We start from the raw sequence: 16,129 nt of genomic DNA, 5'->3' as shown, positions 1-16,129 counted from the left end.
GCAACGGCCTCCGGCGGGTCAGGCCACCAACGCCTTGAGCCGCCAACTCCTTGAACCACCAACGCCTCAAGCCCTCAACACACCGGGCCTTCCGTACGTTGGCGAATCGTTTTGGCTGGCGCTCAAAGGATCCCTCTAGAGCCGCGCCGCCTTGCCGAGGAGCGCCAGCGCGGGCCCGTGCTCACCCTCGTCCAGCGGGGCGAGCAGCAGCCGCTGGACCTCGGCCACGCCGGCCGTCGAACGGTGCAGCAGGTCCTGGCCCGCCGGCGAGAGCGACAGCAGGTTGCGGCGCCCGTCCGAGGGGTCGCGCCGGCGCTGCACCAGACCGCGGCGCACCAGCCGGCTGACCATCTCGGCCATCGTCGCCTTGTCCAGCGAGGCCAGCTCACCGACCGTACGCTGGTCGGCGCCCGGCTCCAGTTCCAGCGCGTCCAGCACCGCGTACTGCGGAGCCGTCAGCTCCGCACCGACGTGCTCCGACCAGAGTTTGGTGTGCACCTGCTGGCCCACCCTGATCAGGTAGCCGATCGCCCGCTGCGCGTCCAGTGTCGGCCGCGCGTCGGAGAACACGGCGACCGCGGCGGGCTCCAGCCTGGCTATCTTGGCCATCACCCGCACGATCTCCACCTGCTCCTCCGCCGTCAGCGGCTCGAACAGGGTGCGCTGCACGCGGACCACACCACCGGTGGCCTCACGCACCGCCTGGGCACCGCTCTGCGAGAGCGCGAGCAGTTTTCGCCGGCCGTCGGCCGGGTCACGCCTTCGCAGCACCAAGCCGCGGCGGACCAGCCGCGCGACCATCTCCGCCATCGTCGCCTTGTCCAGCGAGGCTCGCTCGCCGACCGTCCGCTGGTCGGCACCCGGTTCGAGGGCCAGGACCAGCAGAACGGCGAACTGCGGAGCCGTGAGATCGGCTCCGACATGCTCGGACCACAGCCTGGTGTGAACCTGCTGTGCAACGCGAATCAGGTGTCCGGGCGACTGTTGCAGTCGCGCGGACACGCGGGTCGTCGGGATCTCCCCCAGCACCATGTATCCGTCCCGATGTCACACCCGGTGTGTGTGGGACACCCGGGTGGGGCAGTAACGGCGAGTGGGCGTCCAGCTATGAGGGAGGGCGCTCCAGCCGTGCAGCCGGTGGCTGCTGGCGGACACTATACAAACGGCGGGCCCTTGCTGGCAGGCAGGGGCGGATAGTAGACGCAGGTTCGGCAACATTGGCATATTTACGCGGCCGCCACGCCCTCTCGGTAACCCGTTCTCAGTAGAAAGCCGACCGGTCGGTCCTTACCGACCGTCACGTGCGGCTCTCCGACCCTGTTCGCCCTCCCTACTCGCGGGTAGGGTGTGGCCACCCTCCCCGGGGCGCTCCCCGCGGAGACCACCCCGAGAGAGACGAGAGCGCGCATGACCGAGCAGAGCACCGCCCCCCGGGTCGCCGTCGTCACCGGCGCCGCCCGCGGCCTGGGCGCCGCCACCGCCGTGCAACTGGCCGCCGACGGCTACGCCGTGGCCGTCCTCGACCTGGACGAGACCGCCGGGAAGGACACCGTCGACCGGATCACCGCGGCCGGCGGGCGGGCCCTGGCCGTGGGCGCCGACGTCTCGGACGCCGACCAGGTGCAGGCCGCCGTCGACCGGGTGGCCGCCGAACTCGGCGCCCCCGTCGTGCTGGTCAACAATGCGGGCGTGCTCCGCGACAACCTGCTCTTCAAGATGTCCGAGTCCGACTGGGACACGGTCATGAACGTCCACCTGCGCGGGGCCTTCCTGATGACCCGCGCGGTGCAGAAGCACATGGTGGACGCCGGTTTCGGCCGCATCGTCAACCTGTCCTCCTCCTCCGCCCAGGGCAACCGCGGTCAGGCCAACTACTCGGCCGCCAAGGCCGGTCTGCAGGGCTTCACCAAGACTTTGGCCATTGAGCTGGGCAAGTTCGGCATCACCGCCAACGCCGTGGCGCCCGGCTTCATCGCCACCGACATGACCGCGGCCACCGCCGCCCGGGTCGGCATGGACTTCGAAGACTTCAAGCGGGCTGCGGCCTCCCAGATCCCGGTCCAGCGGGTCGGTCTGCCTGAGGACGTCGCCCACACCATCTCCTTCCTCGCGAGCGAGGGCGCCGGCTTCGTCTCCGGGCAGGTGATCTACGTCGCGGGCGGCCCCCTCGACTGAGCACGGAACCTACACAGGGTTACCACGGAGTGGGAAGCCGGCCGCACCGACCTCCCACTCCGTTTTCTTTACCGGGGCTTTTGCAGAATCATTCGAACACCACACTGGCATTCGATCCGAGAATCACGGAAATCACTCCCCGGGCGGACCTCTCCCCGCCAATTGTCGATTTCACGGGAAAATGACAAATCCCTCCGGAATAGCCCCGGCCGGATGGGTAAGGTCACCCCCGTGCAAGCCCCGAGTACCCCCGCGCCCTATCCCAACCAGGGGCCGGAGCAGCTCACCACCACCCACCGCGAGCGCCCGAGCCCCGAACGAGTCCACCGCCGCGAGCCCGGCTGGCCGCCGATGAGCCGCCGACAGGCCGCCCTGCTCGCCGTGACCTGCGTCGCCTACCTGCTGGTCCTGGCCGGTGTCCTGCTCAACACCGCCCTGGTCGACCTCGACTGGTCGGTCCGGCTGTTCCGCCCCTACGACCACTGGCCCAGCCTGGAACCGCTGCTCGACACCTGGGTGGTCGCCGGGCAACGCGGCCCCTCCGCCATCGCCGCCTTCGTCTGGCTCGGCTGGCGCGCGCACCGGCTGGGGCGGCTGCGCCCGCTGCTGGTGATGGCCGTCGCGCTGCTGCTGCTCAACGTCACGGTCGGCGCGGTCAAGATCGTCACCGGCCGGCTCGGCCCGCACTACGCCCAGTACGTCGGCTCGCCCGAACTGTTCTCCGGCGGCACCATCTTCCCGTCCGGTCACACCGCCAACGCGGTCGTCACCTGGGGCGTGCTCGCCTACCTCGCGGTCCGCTGGCGGCGCACCGGCGCGGTGATCGCCGCCGCCACCGCCTGCTCGATCGGCCTGACCACGCTCTACCTGGGCACCCACTGGGTCACCGACGTGCTGGCCGGCTGGGCCGCCGGACTGCTGGTGCTGCTCTCGCTGCCGCTGCTGGAGCCGATGGTCGTCGCCGCCGAACAGCGGTTGGCCCGGCGGCCGGGCCACTGAGCCCGCACGCCAAGACCACCGGGAGGGCGGCCCTACCCCTCCCAGCTGCGCTCGACCACGCCGTCGCGCACCGCGAGGTTGAGCCGGCCCTCACGGTGGTCCATGGTCATCATCGCCCCCGGCTCCAGAACCCGGACCGAGGCCCAGCCGTGCCGCCGGGCCAGCTCCCGGGCCCGTTCGATCCGCAGCCCCGCGTAGCCCTCGGCGTCCGCCGCCGCGTCCGACCCCGTCATCGCGTCTCCCCCGCTCTCCCCCACGGACGTACGCTGGAATCGTAGCCCCCACCCGCGCGGCCCGGAGGTGAACGGCCATGCGCACCACCACCCCGCGACGGCCGTGGCGCAGCGGCACCGAGCCGGCCACCGCCCGCAGCGACCTCAAGCTCCGCTACCTGCTGTCGCTCACCTTCACACCGCTGTTCGCGCTCGCGACGGCGGGCTTCGCGATCTGGGCGGCGGCCTCCCCCGCCAACGGCGCCCCCAGCCAGGGGACCCTGACCGGCTTCGCCGTCGCCTGCGGTCTGCTCACCCTGTTCGCCACCGTCGATCTCATCGTGGTCATCCGGCGCCGCCGGACCGAGCTCTGACACGGTGTCTCCCACGGAGTGGGGGGGGGGGGGGGGGGCCCCCCCCCCCCCCCGGCACCCCCCCCACACCCCCCCCCCCCCCCCCCACACCCCCCCCACACCCCCCCCTAAACCACCCCCCGGGTTCCTGCCCCTTTTGTTCCCCCCGTTCAGCCCCGGTGGGTCCCTCGGGCACAGCGGAGCCGAGCCCAAAAGTGGTGTCCCCAGGGGGGGGGGAGTCCCCCCCGCCCCCCTCCCCACTCCCGGGGCACTTCCGCAACACTTCCGCACCGCCACCGAGCACCCACCCAGAGCCGGCCCGGAACCGGCTCAGCGGCTGCCGACCGCCTGCTTCACCAGCGTCCGCCCGAAGTCCCACATCAGCCCGCTCCCCCGGTGAGCGTCATCCATGATGTCGGTGAAGGCGTCCACGAACCGGTCGACGTCGCGCTCCGTGATGATCAGCGGCGGGATCAGCTTGATCACCTCCAGGTGGTCACCGGACACCTGGGTCAGGATCCGGTGCCGCTGGAGCAGCGGGACGACCACCATCTGGGCGAACAGCCCCTTGCGCGCGGCTTGCAGGGCCGTCCAGCCGGTGCGCAGCTTGAGCGACTTGGGCCGGCCGAACTCGATGCCGATCATCAGCCCCCGGCCGCGCACCTCGGCGAGCAGCTCGTACCGGTCGACCAGCGCGGCCAGCCGCTCGCGCAACTGGTCGCCGACCTGACGCGCGTTCTCCACCACCTTCTCCTCGCGCATCACCTCCAGGGTCGCCAGTCCGGCCGCCATCGCCTGGGCGTTGGCGCCGAAGCTGGCCGAGTGCACCAGCACCCGGTCCATCGAGGAGTACACCTTCTCGAAGATCCAGCTCTTGCCGAGCGTCGCCCCGACCGGTACGTAGCCGCCGGAGAGCGCCTTGGCCGCGCAGACCAGGTCGGGCAGCACGCCCTCCTCGTGCTGGTAGGCGAAGAACTCGCCGGTACGGCCGATCCCGGTCTGCACCTCGTCGCAGATCAGCAGCGCCCTGTGCTCGTGCAGCAGGGCCTGCGCGGCGCGCAGCCAGCCGGGCGGCGGCGCCAGGACGCCCTTGCCCTGGATCGGCTCGACGATCAGGGCCGCGACATCGCCGCGCCTCAGCTCCTTGGCCAGCGCGCCGAGGTCGCCGAGCGGGATGGCGGTGTCCGGCAATAGCGGGTCGAAGCCCTTGCGGAAACCGCTCTCCCCGTTGACGGAGAGCGAGCCGGTGGTCAGCCCGTGGAAGGCGTGGTCGGCGTACAGGACGCGCCTGCGGCCGGTGGCGTACCGGGCGAACTTGAGCGCGGTCTCCACCGCCTCGGTGCCGCTGTTGCCGAAGAACACCCGGTCCAGCCCGGGCGCGTACGAGAGCAGCCGCTCGGCGAGCAGCCCGGGCAGCGGCGAGCAGTCGAAGCGGACCAGGTCCGGCAGGTCGAGGTCCATCACCTGCTGGATCGCCGACCGCACGACCGGGTGGTGGCGGCCCAGCGCGAAGATGCCGAAGCCGGCCAGCATGTCGAGGTACTCGTTGCCCTCGGCGTCGTAGAAGTACGGGCCCTTGGCGCGCTCGTAGTACTTGTCGAACCCGATGGTGTGCAGCATGCGCGGCAGCTGCGGGTTGAGGTGGCGGCCGTGCAGCTCGTACCGCTCGGCGCCGCGTTCGGTGATCAGCGCGGCGAGGTCGAAGCTGGCGGCGGCGGTGCGGTCGGGGTCAGCCGGCATGGCGCTGGTTCGCTCCTCGGTTCGGTAGCAGGTTCTTGGCGAAGACGGCGGTCTGCGCGGCGACTCCGGTGCCGGTCAGGCCGGTCTCCTCCAGGATCTCCCCGCGGGCGGCGTGGCCGAGGAACTCCTGCGGCAGGCCGAGCACCCGCACCGGCACGTCCACGTCGGCGTCGCGCAGCGCCTGGGCGACGGCGGCGCCGACGCCACCGGTGCGGCCGTTGTCCTCGACGGTGACGACCAGCCGGTGGGCGGCGGCCAGTTCCGGCAGGGCCGGGTCGACCGGTTTGACCCAGCGGGGGTCGACGACGGTCGCGGTGAAGCCCTCGGCGAGCAGCAGCCGGGCGGCGTCCAGGCAGGCGGCGGCGGTGGTGCCGACCGCGACCAGGAGGATCTCCGACGGCCGGCCGGTGCGCAGCAGGACGTCCATCCCGCCGATCCGCTCGACGGCCGGCACGGCGGGCCCGATGGTGGCCTTGGGGAAGCGGACCACGGTGGGGGCGTCCGCGACCTCGACGGCCTCGCGCAGCTGGGCCCGCAGCTGGTCGGCGTCGCGCGGGGCGGCGAGCCTGAGGCCCGGGACGACCTGCAGGATCGACATGTCCCACATGCCGTTGTGCGAGGCGCCGTCGCTGCCGGTGACCCCGGAGCGGTCGAGGACGAAGGTGACACCGAGCCGGTGCAGGGCGACGTCCATCAGGACCTGGTCGAAGGCCCGGTTCAGGAAGGTCGCGTAGACGGCGACGACCGGGTGCAGGCCGCCGGTGGCGAGGCCGGCGGCGGAGGTGACGGCGTGCTGCTCGGCGATGCCGACGTCGAAGGTGCGTTCCGGGAAGGCCTTGGCGAAGCGGGCCAGGCCCACCGGTTGGAGCATGGCCGCGGTGATCGCCACCAGGTCGGGCCGCTCGGCGCCGAGCGCGACCAGCTCGTCGCCGAACACCGAGGTCCAGGACACTCCGCCGCTGGGCGAGATCGGCAGGCAGGTGTACGGGTCGATCGGGTTGACGGCGTGGAAGCGGTCGGCCTCGTCCTGTTCGGCGGGCCGGTAGCCGCGTCCCTTGACGGTGAGGCAGTGCACGATGACGGGGCCGCCGAAGTTGCGCGCCTGGCGCAGCGCCTGTTCGACGGCGCCGAGGTCGTGGCCGTCGATCGGCCCGAGGTACTTCAGCCCGAGGTCCTCGAACATGCCCTGTGGCGCGAAGGCGTCCTTGAAGCCCTTCTTGGCCCCGTGCAGCGCGTCGAAGATCGGCTGGCCGACGAGCGGGGTGCGCTGCAGCGCACCTTTGCCGAGGGCGAGGAAGCGTTCGTACCCCTGGGTGGTGCGCAGGGTGGCCAGGTGGTTGGCGAGGCCGCCGATGGTCCTGGCGTAGGAGCGCTCGTTGTCGTTGACGACGATGACCAGCGGCCGGTCGCGGGCCTCGGCGATGTTGTTGAGCGCCTCCCAGGCGAGCCCGCCGGTGAGCGCGCCGTCGCCGATCACCGCGACGGTGTGCCGGTCGTGCTGGCCGAGCAGTCGGGCGGCCTTGGCGAGGCCGTCGGCGTAGGACAGGGCGGTGGAGGCGTGCGAGTTCTCGACCAGGTCGTGTTCGGACTCGCCGCGCGAGGGGTAGCCGGAGAGCCCGCCCTTCATCCGCAGCCGGGAGAAGTCCTGGCGGCCGGTGAGCAGTTTGTGGACGTAGCTCTGGTGGCCGGTGTCGAAGACGATCCGGTCGTACGGGGAGTCGAAGACCCGGTGCAGGGCGATGGTCAGCTCGACCACGCCGAGGTTGGGCCCGAGGTGTCCGCCGGTGCGGGTGACGGCGTCGATCAGGAACGCGCGGATCTCGTCGGCGAGCAGGGGGAGTTCGACCGCCGGAAGCTTTCGCAGTTCGGCCGGGGACGTGACGCTGGAGAGCAGTGACATGGGTACACCTCACGACTCGGAGTGGTGCGGTGGTGCCGCCGCCCGGCGGGAGCGGGGCCGGCCCGGGCGCGGGGCCCGGGCCGGACGGGGTGTCCTCGGGAGCGGTGGCGCGGTCGAACGACCGGCTCAGTGGCCGCGGTTGGCGCCGATGGTCTCGGTGATGGCGCGCAGCGACTCCTTGAGCGAGCCCATGGTGGCGAGTACGGCGGTCGGCTCGTAGCCGCAGTGCGCCATGCAGTTGGCGCAGCGCGGGTCCTTGCCGCGGCCGTACTTGCTCCAGTCGGTCTTCTCGACGAGTTCGCGGTAGGTGGGCACGTAGCCGTCGGCCATCAGGTAGCAGGGCCGCTGCCAGCCGAACAGAGAGTAGTTGGGGATGCCCCAGGGGGTGCACTCGAAGTCGGCCTTGCCCTCCAGGAAGTCCAGGAAGAGCGGGCTGTGGTTGAGCCGCCAGCGGCTCCGGTTGCCGCCGGAGAAGGCCTTGCGGAAGAGCTCCCGGGTCTGGTCGACGCCGAGGAAGTGCTCCTGGTCGGGGGCCTTCTCGTAGGCGTAGGCCGGGGAGATCATCATCTCGTCGACCTTGAGCTCGTCGTTGAGGAAGTCCAGCACCTCGATGATGGTCTGCGGGGTGTCGGTGTTGAAGAAGGTGCTGTTGGTGGTGACCCGGAAGCCGCGCCGCTTGGCCTCCTTGATCGCCGCCACCGCCTCGTCGAAGGTGCCCTCCTTCGCCACCGACTCGTCGTGCCGCTCGCGCATGCCGTCGATGTGCACGGCGAAGGTGAAGTACGGCGAGGGCTTGAACTTGTCCATCTTCTTGCGCATCAGCAGCGCGTTGGTGCAGAGGAAGACGTACTTGCGGCGCTCGACGAGCTGGCGGACGATCTCGTCGATCTGCGGGTGCATCAGTGGCTCGCCGCCGGCGATCGAGACCATCGGGGCACCCGACTCCAGGACCGCGCCGACCGCCTGGGCCACCGGCATCCGCTGCTTCAGCACACCCGCCGGGTGCTGGATCTTGCCACAGCCCTCACAGGCGAGGTTGCAGGCGAACAGCGGCTCCAGTTCGACGATCAGCGGGAACTTGTCCCGGCGCTTGAGCAGCTTCTGCTGCATGAGGTAGGTGCCGACCCGCACGGTCTGGCGCAACGGCATGGCCATGGCTAGCTCGCCTCCTGGGGGAGCGTCGAGGATGTGGGGTGGTTCAGGTCCGCGGGGCCGGGCCGGGACTCCTGCCGGTACCAGTCGACCAGGGCGGGTACCGCCGCCCGCAGGGTCCGCCAGGCACGCACCCCCGCCGGGAGGGTTCCGAGCCGCAGCAGTTCGCGCTCGGGGGTGTCCACGACCACCCGCAGGACGGCGGCGGGCAGCGTCGGCCGCCGTTCCCGCAGCGCGGCCAGCACGGCGGCGGCCTCCATGTCGACGGCGAGCGCGCCCTGGAGGTGCAGGGCCCGCCGTTCGAGGCCGCGGACGACGTGGTCGGCGGTGTGGTGCACCCCGGCGTGCGCGGTCAGGCCGAGCTCCTTGAGGGCCCTGGCGAGCTCCGGTCCGGAGTCGACGGGGTACAGGTGCCCCTCCGCGTCGCGCACGCCGTCGGCGACCACGATGTCGCCCGGCAGCACGCCCGGGCCGACCGCGGCGCCGAAGCCGGCCACCACGACCGCGCCGTAGCCGCCGGGGGCGGAGCCGAGCAGCCGGCGGACGGTCAGCGCGGCCCGCCGCCGGCCCATGCCGGTGCGCACCAGCACCGGCGGCCCGCCGGCCGCGCCGTGCCAGTCGCCGCCGCGCAGCGCCCAGACCTCGGGGCCCAGCGCGCAGAGCACCAGCAGCGGTGCGGTGGTCACCGCGCCGCCCCGATCGCCGGGGTGTCGCCGTTCCTGCCGCCGAAGGCGGGGCTGCCGTGCAGGTAGCGGCCGAGCGCGGTGACCGGGAAGACCAACCGGTACAGGTGGTAGTTGATGGAGAAGTCCCACGGGAAGCCGGTGCCGGTGAACTGCGGCTCGTCCCAGGTGCCCTCGGGCAGCTGGGTGCGCACCAGCCAGTCCACGCCGCGTTCCACCGCCGGGTTGGCCCGGCCGTCCGGGCCCTCCCCGGCCGCGAGCAGCGCCATCAGCGCCCACGCGGTCTGCGAGGCGGTGGAGTCGCCGCGCCCGGCCCAGCGGGCCGGGTCCTCGTAGGAGCGCATGTCCTCGCCCCAGCCGCCGTCGGTGTTCTGCCGGTCCTCCAGCCAGCGGACGGCCCGCCGGATCGCCGGGTGCTCGTCCGGGACGCCGGCCGCGACCAGGGCGGGCAGCACCGAGCCGGTGCCGTAGATGTAGTTGGTGCCCCAGCGGCCGAACCAGGAGCCGTCCGCCTCCTGGTTGTGCAGCAGCCACTCGACGCCGCGCCGGGTGCGCCGGTCGCGGGCCCGGCCGGTCTCGGCGAGCATCTCCACCACGTGGGCGGTGACGTCGGCGGACGGCGGGTCGACCACCTCGCCGAAGTCGCAGAACGGCAGCTTGTTGGGCAGCGTGCTGGTGTTGTCGACGTCGAAGGCGCCCCAGGCCCCGTTCTTGGACTGCATGCCGAGGTTCCAGAGCACGCCGCGGTCCATCGCCGCATCGACCTTGGCCGGGTCGGGGTGGTCGACCCGGCCCAGCGCGAGCACCACCTCGGCGGTGTCGTCGATGTCGGGGTAGGTGTCGTTCTCGAACTCGAAGGCCCAGCCGCCGGGGGCCAGCGAGGGCCGCTGGACGGACCAGTCGCCGTCCTTGCGGATCTCCTCGCCGAGCATCCAGTCGACGGCCGAGACCAGCGCCGGGTGGTCGGCCGGCAGCCCGGCGTCGACCAGCGCGATGGTGGCCAGGCAGGTGTCCCAGACCGGGGACTGGCAGGCCTCCAGCCAGCGGCGGCCGTCCTCGGTGTGCACGGTGAAGCGGTCGAAGGAGGAGAGTCCGGCCTTCATCACCGGGTGCTCCAGCTCGTAGCCCTCCAGGTGCAGGGCGATCAGCGAGTACACGGCCGGCGGCTGGATGCCGCCCCAGCAGCCGTCGGCCTCCTGCCGTTCGACGATCCAGCGGCAGGCCTGCGAGACGGCGAGCCGGCGCAGCGGGCGCAGGGCCCGGTGGTGGTAGGCGTGCAGGACCTTGTCGAGGCGCTCGAAGAGGCCGTCCCAGCTGGTGGCGGGGGCGAGCGGCCGGTCGGGGTAGGGGTGGTCCGGGTCGGTGTGCAGCTCGGTGAGCGGGAAGGGCGCCGGACGGACGGGGCGGTGGGCCGAGACGACGGTCAGCGGGACGATGGTCTGGCGGGCCCAGCAGCCGAAGGCGTAGATGTTCAGCGGCAGCCACTTGGGCAGGAAGATGATCTCGGGCGGCATCTCGGGGAGCCGTTCCCACGGCCACCAGCCGAAGAGCGCGAGCCAGATCCGGGTGAAGACCCGGGCGGCCGCGATGCCCCCGGCCGAGCGGACGTACCGCGCGGCGGCCACCATGTGCGGGGCCTCGGGGTCGTCGCCGGCGAGTTTGAGGGCGACGTACGCCTCGACGGTGGTGGACAGTTCGGCCGGCCCGCCGTGGAAGGTGGCCCAGGTGCCGTCCTCCCGTTGCTGGGACCGGATCCACTCGGCGGTGGCCTTGGTCTGGTCCTCGGTCCGGATCCCGAGGAACTGCCGCAGCAGTAAGTCCTCGGCGTCCATCGTGACGTTGGTCTCCAGGTCGCCCTTCCACCAGCCCTCGGAGCTCTGCAGCGAGAGCAGGTGGGTGGTGGCACGGGCCAGGGCCTCCTGCGCGTCGGCCGCTCCGAGGTCCGCCTCACCGGCCGGCCGGAGCTGGTCGGTGTCTTCGGGCTGCCACCGCCCGGCGCCCAGCAGGGTCGGGGGGCGGTCGCCCACCGCGACCGGCTCGGAATCGTACTCAGGGTCGAGCCGGCCGTCCGCGGTTGCTGTCAACGTAACGTCACCTCTCTCGTACCACCACGAATTCGGCGAGTGCGACGAAGTGCTCGCGCACCTCGTCGGACATGGGCACCTCGTCCAGGGCGGCGAGGGCAGTCGTGTGCTGGCGGCGGGCTTCCTCCTGGGTCCAGGCGCGGCCGCCGGCCTCTTCGATCAGCGCGGCCCGGGCGGCGAGCTCGGGCTCGCCCTCCTCGCCGCGGCCCTTCGGGTCGGCCAGCTGCTCGGCGAGCCGGCGCGAGGCCGCGCCGCCCTCGGCCAACGCGGCGGCGACCGGCAGGGACTTCTTGCGCTGGCGCAGATCGCCCCAGTGCGGCTTGCCGGTGACCTCGGTGGCGCCCCAGATGCCGAGCAGGTCGTCCACCGCCTGGAAGGCCAGGCCCAGGTGGTGGCCGTAGCGCTCGAGCGGTTCGGAGACCTTGTCGTCGGCCCCGGCCAGGACGGCGCCGATCGCCGAGGCGGCCGCCAGCAGCGCCGCGGTCTTGCCGCCCTCCATCTCCAGGCACTCGGCGACGGTGACGCTGTCGCGCTGTTCGAAGGCGACGTCCATGGCCTGGCCGTCGATCAGTCGGCGGGTCGCCGTGGTGAGCAGCCGGACGGCCCGCGCGGCGTCGGTGGGGCTCGTACCGCCGGGCACCGCGGCGTCGAGCAGCACCTCCGTGCCGAGCGTCGCCAGGGCGTCGCCGACCAGGATCGCCTGAGCCGGACCGAAGACCGTCCAGGCGGTGGCCCGGTGCCGCCGGGTCTCGTCACCGTCCATCAGATCATCATGGAGCAGGGAGAAGTTGTGCACCAGTTCAACCGCGACCCCGCCCGGCACGCCGACCTCGGCGGCGGCGCCGGTGGCCCGGGCGGAGAGCAGGGCCAGGGCGGGGCGCACGGCCTTGCCGCCGTCGCCCTTGGACGGAGTGCCGTCCCGGTCGATCCAGCCGAAGTGGTACGCGGCGACGGTGTCCATCGGTGCGGCCAAACGGGCGACGGCGGACCGTAGCGGCGGGGTGCAGAGCGTGCGGCTGCGGGCCAGCAGCTCCGGCACCGAGACCGGTTCGGCGTGCGCCGTGCCTCCGACGGCGCTGCCGGTGCGTGACTCCACGTGCGTTCCCTCTCCCTCGTGGTGCCGGACCGCCCGGGGCTGCCGGGTGCTTGCGCTGTCGGTGCGGCTGGTGTCGATGTGGCCGGTGTCGATGCGGCTCGGGTCGGTGCGGCTGGTGCCGGTGTCACCGCTGTCAGTGCCGCCGGTGCCGCCGGTGCGGCCGGTGTCGTTCCCGCCGCGGTCGACGGGAGGCCCGCCGGCTCTGGCGGGGTCCCCGGCGGCGCCCGCCGTCACCGGGGCCACCTCCCGTCGCCCCGATCCACCGGGAGCTGGCTGCCGGCCGCGGCGAGCGCCGCGTCGGCCGCGGCGTGGCCGCTGCGCACAGCCCCCTCCATGGTCGCGGGCCAGCCGGTGGCCGTCCACGCGCCGGCCAGCAAGAGGCCGGGGACGTCCGTGCGGGCCGACGGGCGCAGCAGCGCGCTGCCGGGCGCCGGGTCGAAGGTGGCGGTGCGCTCACGGGTGACGAAGAAGTCCAGCACCTCGGCCCCGGCGGCGGCCGGGAGCAGTCGCGCCAGCTCCGGCAGGTACCGGCGGCGCAGCTCCGCGACCGGCAGGTCGATCTCGTCCTGGACGGCGGACTGCGAGAGCGCCAGGTACTGGGCTCCGGGGTGGGCCCGGCCGAGCCCGGTGCCGGCCAGGCCGGAGTGCGCGGTGCGGTCGAAGACCCACTGCACCGGGGAGCCGAGGGCGGCGAAGAACGGCCGCCGCAGCACCTTGCGGTCGTAGACCACGTGCACGTTGAGGATCGGCGCGGTGCCGAAGTCGGCCAGCCGGTCCTGGCCGGGGAGGGCGTTCGGGGGCAGCAGGGCGGCCGCGCTGTCCTGGGCGCCGGCCAGCACGACGGTCTCGGCGGCGAGCGGCTCCGCGTCGCCTTCCAGATGGACGGCGTGCTGGGGCACCGCCGGCTTGAGCTCCGCGACGCGGGCGCGCAGCAGCACCTTCACGCCGGCGCGTTCCAGCTCGGCGAGCGCCCGGTCGTGGTGGATCACGCCGAGCGGGACGGCGGCCGTGCCGATGTCGGAGGCGCCCGGGTCGGAGAGCAGGCCGGTCTTGAAGACCATCGCCGCCAGCGCCAGCGACACCTGGTCGGCCCGGGCGTTCAGGGTGGCGACGCCGACCAGGTCCCAGAGCGCGGCGAGGGTGTTCGCGTTCTGCCCGTTGCGGCGCAGCCACTCGCCGAAGGAGATCTCGTCCAGTGCCGGGTCGGCGAGGTCCAGGCCCTGGAGCGCCAGCGCGCCGCGGACCACCCGGGCGCGGTCGGCCGGCCCGAGGTGCGGGTAGCGGGCGAGGCTGCCGGCCAGGTGCAGCGGGACGGGCAGGCCGGCCCGGCGCAGCCGCCCGAGGGTGCGCACCGGGGCCGCGTCCGGCCCGGAGACGGAGAGCACCGGGACGTCCAGCCGGTCCTGCAGGTGGACCAGCCGGGCGGCGCCGAGCCGCTCCAGCAGGCCGCGGTAGGCGGTGCAGCAGCGCAGGTACACGTGCTGGCCGTTGTCGACGGTCAGCTCGCCGCGCTGGAAGGAGAACGCCAGCCCGCCGAGCCTGGGCCGCCCCTCGACCAGCGTGACCCGGTGGTCGGCCTCGGCCAGCCGCAGCGCGGCGGTGATCCCGGCCAGGCCGCCGCCGACCACCACGGCGGCCGGGCGCGCGGCATCGGCTCGCCCGGTCATCGGCCCTCCCCCTCGCGATTGCTGGACCGCCCTGCGGCGGTCGCTCCGGCCGGCACGCTCGTGACCGGCCCGGTCGTGGTCAACACTGCCCTGCCCGCTTGTGATTCCCCGCTGACACAGCGTGACAGAACTGCGGTGAGAATCAAGAACGCCCCCCGGCGAGCCCGGAAAGCGCGACGTACGCCTTCTCCCAGCCCGGCAGCGAGACCCGGCCGCGCAGTACGGACTCGGGGTCGGCGGCGATCCGGCCGAGCAGCCGGTGGTAGATCCCCGCCATCGCGGCGGTGCAGGCCCGGCTGCGGCGGTCGAGCATCGGCAGCAGCCGCAGGCCCTCCTCGAAGGCGGCCTGGGCGCGGGCGGCCTCGAAGGCCACCAGGCCGGTGAAGTCGGCGCCGACCGGCGGCCTGGGCAGCGCGAAGCCCTGCTCGCAGCCGAACCGGGCCAGGTCCTCGGCGGGCAGGTAGGTGCGGCCGTTCAGGGCGTCCTCGCGCAGGTCGCGCAGGATGTTGGTGAGCTGCAGGGCCAGGCCCAGGGTGTCCGCGTAGCCCGCGCCGCGCTCGGGGTCGTCGCAGCCGTACACGCCGAGCGAGAGCCGGCCGACCGAGCCGGCCACGCAGCGGCAGTAGACCTTCAGTTCCTCGTAGGTCTGGTACTCGGCGCCCTTGAGGTCCATCTCGACGCCGTCGATCAGTTCGTCGAAGCCGCCGAGCGGGATCGGGAAGCGCCGGGCCGCGTCGGCCAGGGCGACCTTGATCGGGTCGGTGTCGTCCTCGGCGACCGCCCCGGCGCGGACCTCGTCCACCAGTTCCCGGGTGCGCACCAGCGCCTCGGCCTTGCGGTCGGACGGGAGGTCCCCGTCGCCGATGTCGTCGACCCGGCGGGCCAGGGCGTACAGGGCCGACATGGCCAGCCGCTTGGGTTCGGGCAGCAACCGGATGCCGTAGCTGAAGTTGCGTGCCTGAAGTCCGGTGACTGCCTCGCAGTACCGGTACGCCGCCATGACCTGGGCCGACGCCAGTGGTGATGCCGCCACTCGGGCGTTCACCTTCCCTTCGCGAAGATGGCCGCCGCCTTCGCTGCGAGGCGGCGCTTGTCAGGCTTCGCCTGCTGCGCGAGCACGTCGTACCCGGCGTCCTCGATGGCCGCCAGGGCCGCGTACCCGCCGGCGGTGAATCCCGCCAGGAGCAGTCGAAGCCTCCCCCGAACCGTACCTACCAATGGCGCGCCGCGGTCGAGCAGGGTGCGGGCCCGCTGCACCTCGAAGGCGATCAGCTCGCGCACCGGGCCGCCGGCGGTGGGAGCGGCGAGGTCCGCCTCGGTGACGCCGAACCGGGCGAGGTCCTCGGCGGGGAGGTAGATCCGCCCGTGGGCGAGGTCCTCGGCGACGTCCTGAAGGTGTTCGACCACCTGGAGGGCGCTGCAGATCGCGTCGGACAGCTCGATCCGCTCGGGGGTGGAGACGCCGGCGATGGCCAGCACCAGGCGGCCGACCGGGTCGGCGGAGAGGGTGCAGTAGCCGATCAGGTCGTCGTAGCCGGCGTAGCGGGTGGTGGTCTGGTCCACCCGGTTGGCCTCGATCAGGCGGCGGAACGGCTCCGGGGTGAGCCCGTGCCGGTCGACCAGCGGCACGAGGCTGCGCAGCAGCGGGTGACGGGGGCCCTCGGAGGCTCCCGGGTGGAACGCCGCCTCGAAGACCCGGTCGAGATCGCGCTCCAGTCCGTCCAGCAGTGCGAGGCGGAAGGCGACCTCCTGCGGAGTCGGCGGGCCGGACTGGGCCGAAGGGGTGGCGGGAGGCGTGGCCTCGACCCCGAGCAGGGCGGCGGTGGCGGCCGGATCGGCCAGGTCGCCGTCGCCGGCGTCGTCGACCAGCCGGGCGTAGCCGTAGACGGCCATCAGGTCGTCGCGCCAGGCCGCGGGCAGGAAGAACGGGGCGACCGGGAAGTTCTCCGCGCCCGCCTTGTCCAGGGTCTCCCCCGCGGAGCGGTTCACCGACGTATCTCTGGGCTGGGCCGAAGCCGACACTGCTGTCACTCCCCCGTTCTACACCGCTGGGCATCACCGGCCCGAC

Annotated in this window: 14 protein-coding genes; 3 read left to right on the top strand and 11 right to left on the bottom strand. The window is 73.0% G+C overall.

The genetic code is table 11. The features are described from left to right. Positions 1-135: 135 nt before the first annotated feature. Positions 136-1,032 carry a MarR family winged helix-turn-helix transcriptional regulator gene (locus AC07BF_RS08850; protein WP_363585873.1) on the bottom strand — a complete coding sequence of 299 codons (897 nt, stop codon included), beginning with the start codon at positions 1,030-1,032 and terminating at the stop codon, positions 136-138. A 375-nt stretch (positions 1,033-1,407) separates the two neighbouring features. On the opposite strand from AC07BF_RS08850, the gene fabG reads away from it, so the two are divergent. Together fabG and AC07BF_RS08840 are read left to right on the top strand one after the other, a co-directional pair. Next, positions 1,408-2,175, top strand: a complete 768-nt coding sequence (gene fabG, locus AC07BF_RS08845) for a 3-oxoacyl-ACP reductase FabG (protein WP_350875567.1) — start codon at positions 1,408-1,410, stop codon at positions 2,173-2,175. 231 nt (positions 2,176-2,406) lie between these two features. Beyond that, complete coding sequence (locus AC07BF_RS08840; protein WP_363585871.1) at positions 2,407-3,174, top strand: phosphatase PAP2 family protein; 768 nt, start codon at positions 2,407-2,409, stop codon at positions 3,172-3,174. 32 nt (positions 3,175-3,206) lie between these two features. On the opposite strand, the gene AC07BF_RS08835 is transcribed toward AC07BF_RS08840, so the two are convergent. After that, entirely contained in the window at positions 3,207-3,407 is a 201-nt protein-coding gene (locus tag AC07BF_RS08835) for an I78 family peptidase inhibitor (RefSeq protein WP_063350104.1), read from the bottom strand. A gap of 77 nt (positions 3,408-3,484) precedes the next feature. On the opposite strand from AC07BF_RS08835, the gene AC07BF_RS08830 reads away from it, so the two are divergent. Then, complete coding sequence (locus tag AC07BF_RS08830) at positions 3,485-3,760, top strand: DUF6343 family protein (RefSeq protein WP_363585870.1); 276 nt, start codon at positions 3,485-3,487, stop codon at positions 3,758-3,760. 309 nt (positions 3,761-4,069) lie between these two features. Here the strand turns inward: AC07BF_RS08830 and AC07BF_RS08825 are convergent, their stop codons facing one another. The 9 genes from AC07BF_RS08825 to hpnC form a co-directional block, all read right to left on the bottom strand. Further along, positions 4,070-5,479: an aspartate aminotransferase family protein gene (locus AC07BF_RS08825; RefSeq protein WP_478333115.1), complete on the bottom strand. Its 1,410-nt coding sequence runs from the start codon at positions 5,477-5,479 to the stop codon at positions 4,070-4,072. Continuing rightward, positions 5,469-7,379 carry a 1-deoxy-D-xylulose-5-phosphate synthase gene (gene dxs, locus AC07BF_RS08820; protein WP_363585868.1) on the bottom strand — a complete coding sequence of 637 codons (1,911 nt, stop codon included), beginning with the start codon at positions 7,377-7,379 and terminating at the stop codon, positions 5,469-5,471. The genes AC07BF_RS08825 and dxs overlap by 11 nt, the downstream gene beginning before the upstream one ends. Positions 7,380-7,505: 126 nt before the next feature. Further along, the gene (gene hpnH, locus AC07BF_RS08815) at positions 7,506-8,534 is read right to left on the bottom strand and encodes an adenosyl-hopene transferase HpnH (RefSeq protein ID WP_363367305.1); all 1,029 of its coding nucleotides are present in this window, start codon (positions 8,532-8,534) and stop codon (positions 7,506-7,508) included. Positions 8,535-8,536: 2 nt separating this feature from the next. After that, positions 8,537-9,217, bottom strand: a complete 681-nt coding sequence (locus AC07BF_RS08810) for a phosphorylase family protein (protein WP_478333114.1) — start codon at positions 9,215-9,217, stop codon at positions 8,537-8,539. Continuing rightward, positions 9,214-11,298 (bottom strand): squalene--hopene cyclase, encoded by a 2,085-nt coding sequence (shc, locus tag AC07BF_RS08805; RefSeq protein WP_363616924.1) that lies wholly within the window; start codon positions 11,296-11,298, stop codon positions 9,214-9,216. The genes AC07BF_RS08810 and shc overlap by 4 nt, the downstream gene beginning before the upstream one ends. 7 nt (positions 11,299-11,305) lie before the next feature. Next, on the bottom strand, positions 11,306-12,394 hold the full coding sequence (locus AC07BF_RS08800) for a polyprenyl synthetase family protein (protein WP_400805306.1): 1,089 nt from the start codon (positions 12,392-12,394) through the stop codon (positions 11,306-11,308). 230 nt (positions 12,395-12,624) lie between these two features. Continuing rightward, complete coding sequence (gene hpnE / locus AC07BF_RS08795) at positions 12,625-14,061, bottom strand: hydroxysqualene dehydroxylase HpnE (RefSeq protein WP_478333113.1); 1,437 nt, start codon at positions 14,059-14,061, stop codon at positions 12,625-12,627. 142 nt (positions 14,062-14,203) lie between these two features. Continuing rightward, a complete protein-coding gene (gene hpnD, locus AC07BF_RS08790; RefSeq protein WP_350875695.1) occupies positions 14,204-15,061 on the bottom strand; it encodes a presqualene diphosphate synthase HpnD in 858 nt (285 codons plus the stop codon). 41 nt (positions 15,062-15,102) lie between these two features. Next, complete coding sequence (gene hpnC / locus AC07BF_RS08785; RefSeq protein WP_400984499.1) at positions 15,103-16,083, bottom strand: squalene synthase HpnC; 981 nt, start codon at positions 16,081-16,083, stop codon at positions 15,103-15,105. Between the last annotated feature and the right edge of the window lie 46 nt (positions 16,084-16,129).

It is taken from the genome of Kitasatospora sp. NPDC043950 (assembly GCF_056435345.1).
The sequence above is the reverse complement of the archived record's forward strand: the minus strand, read 5'-3'. Positions and strand labels throughout refer to the sequence as shown.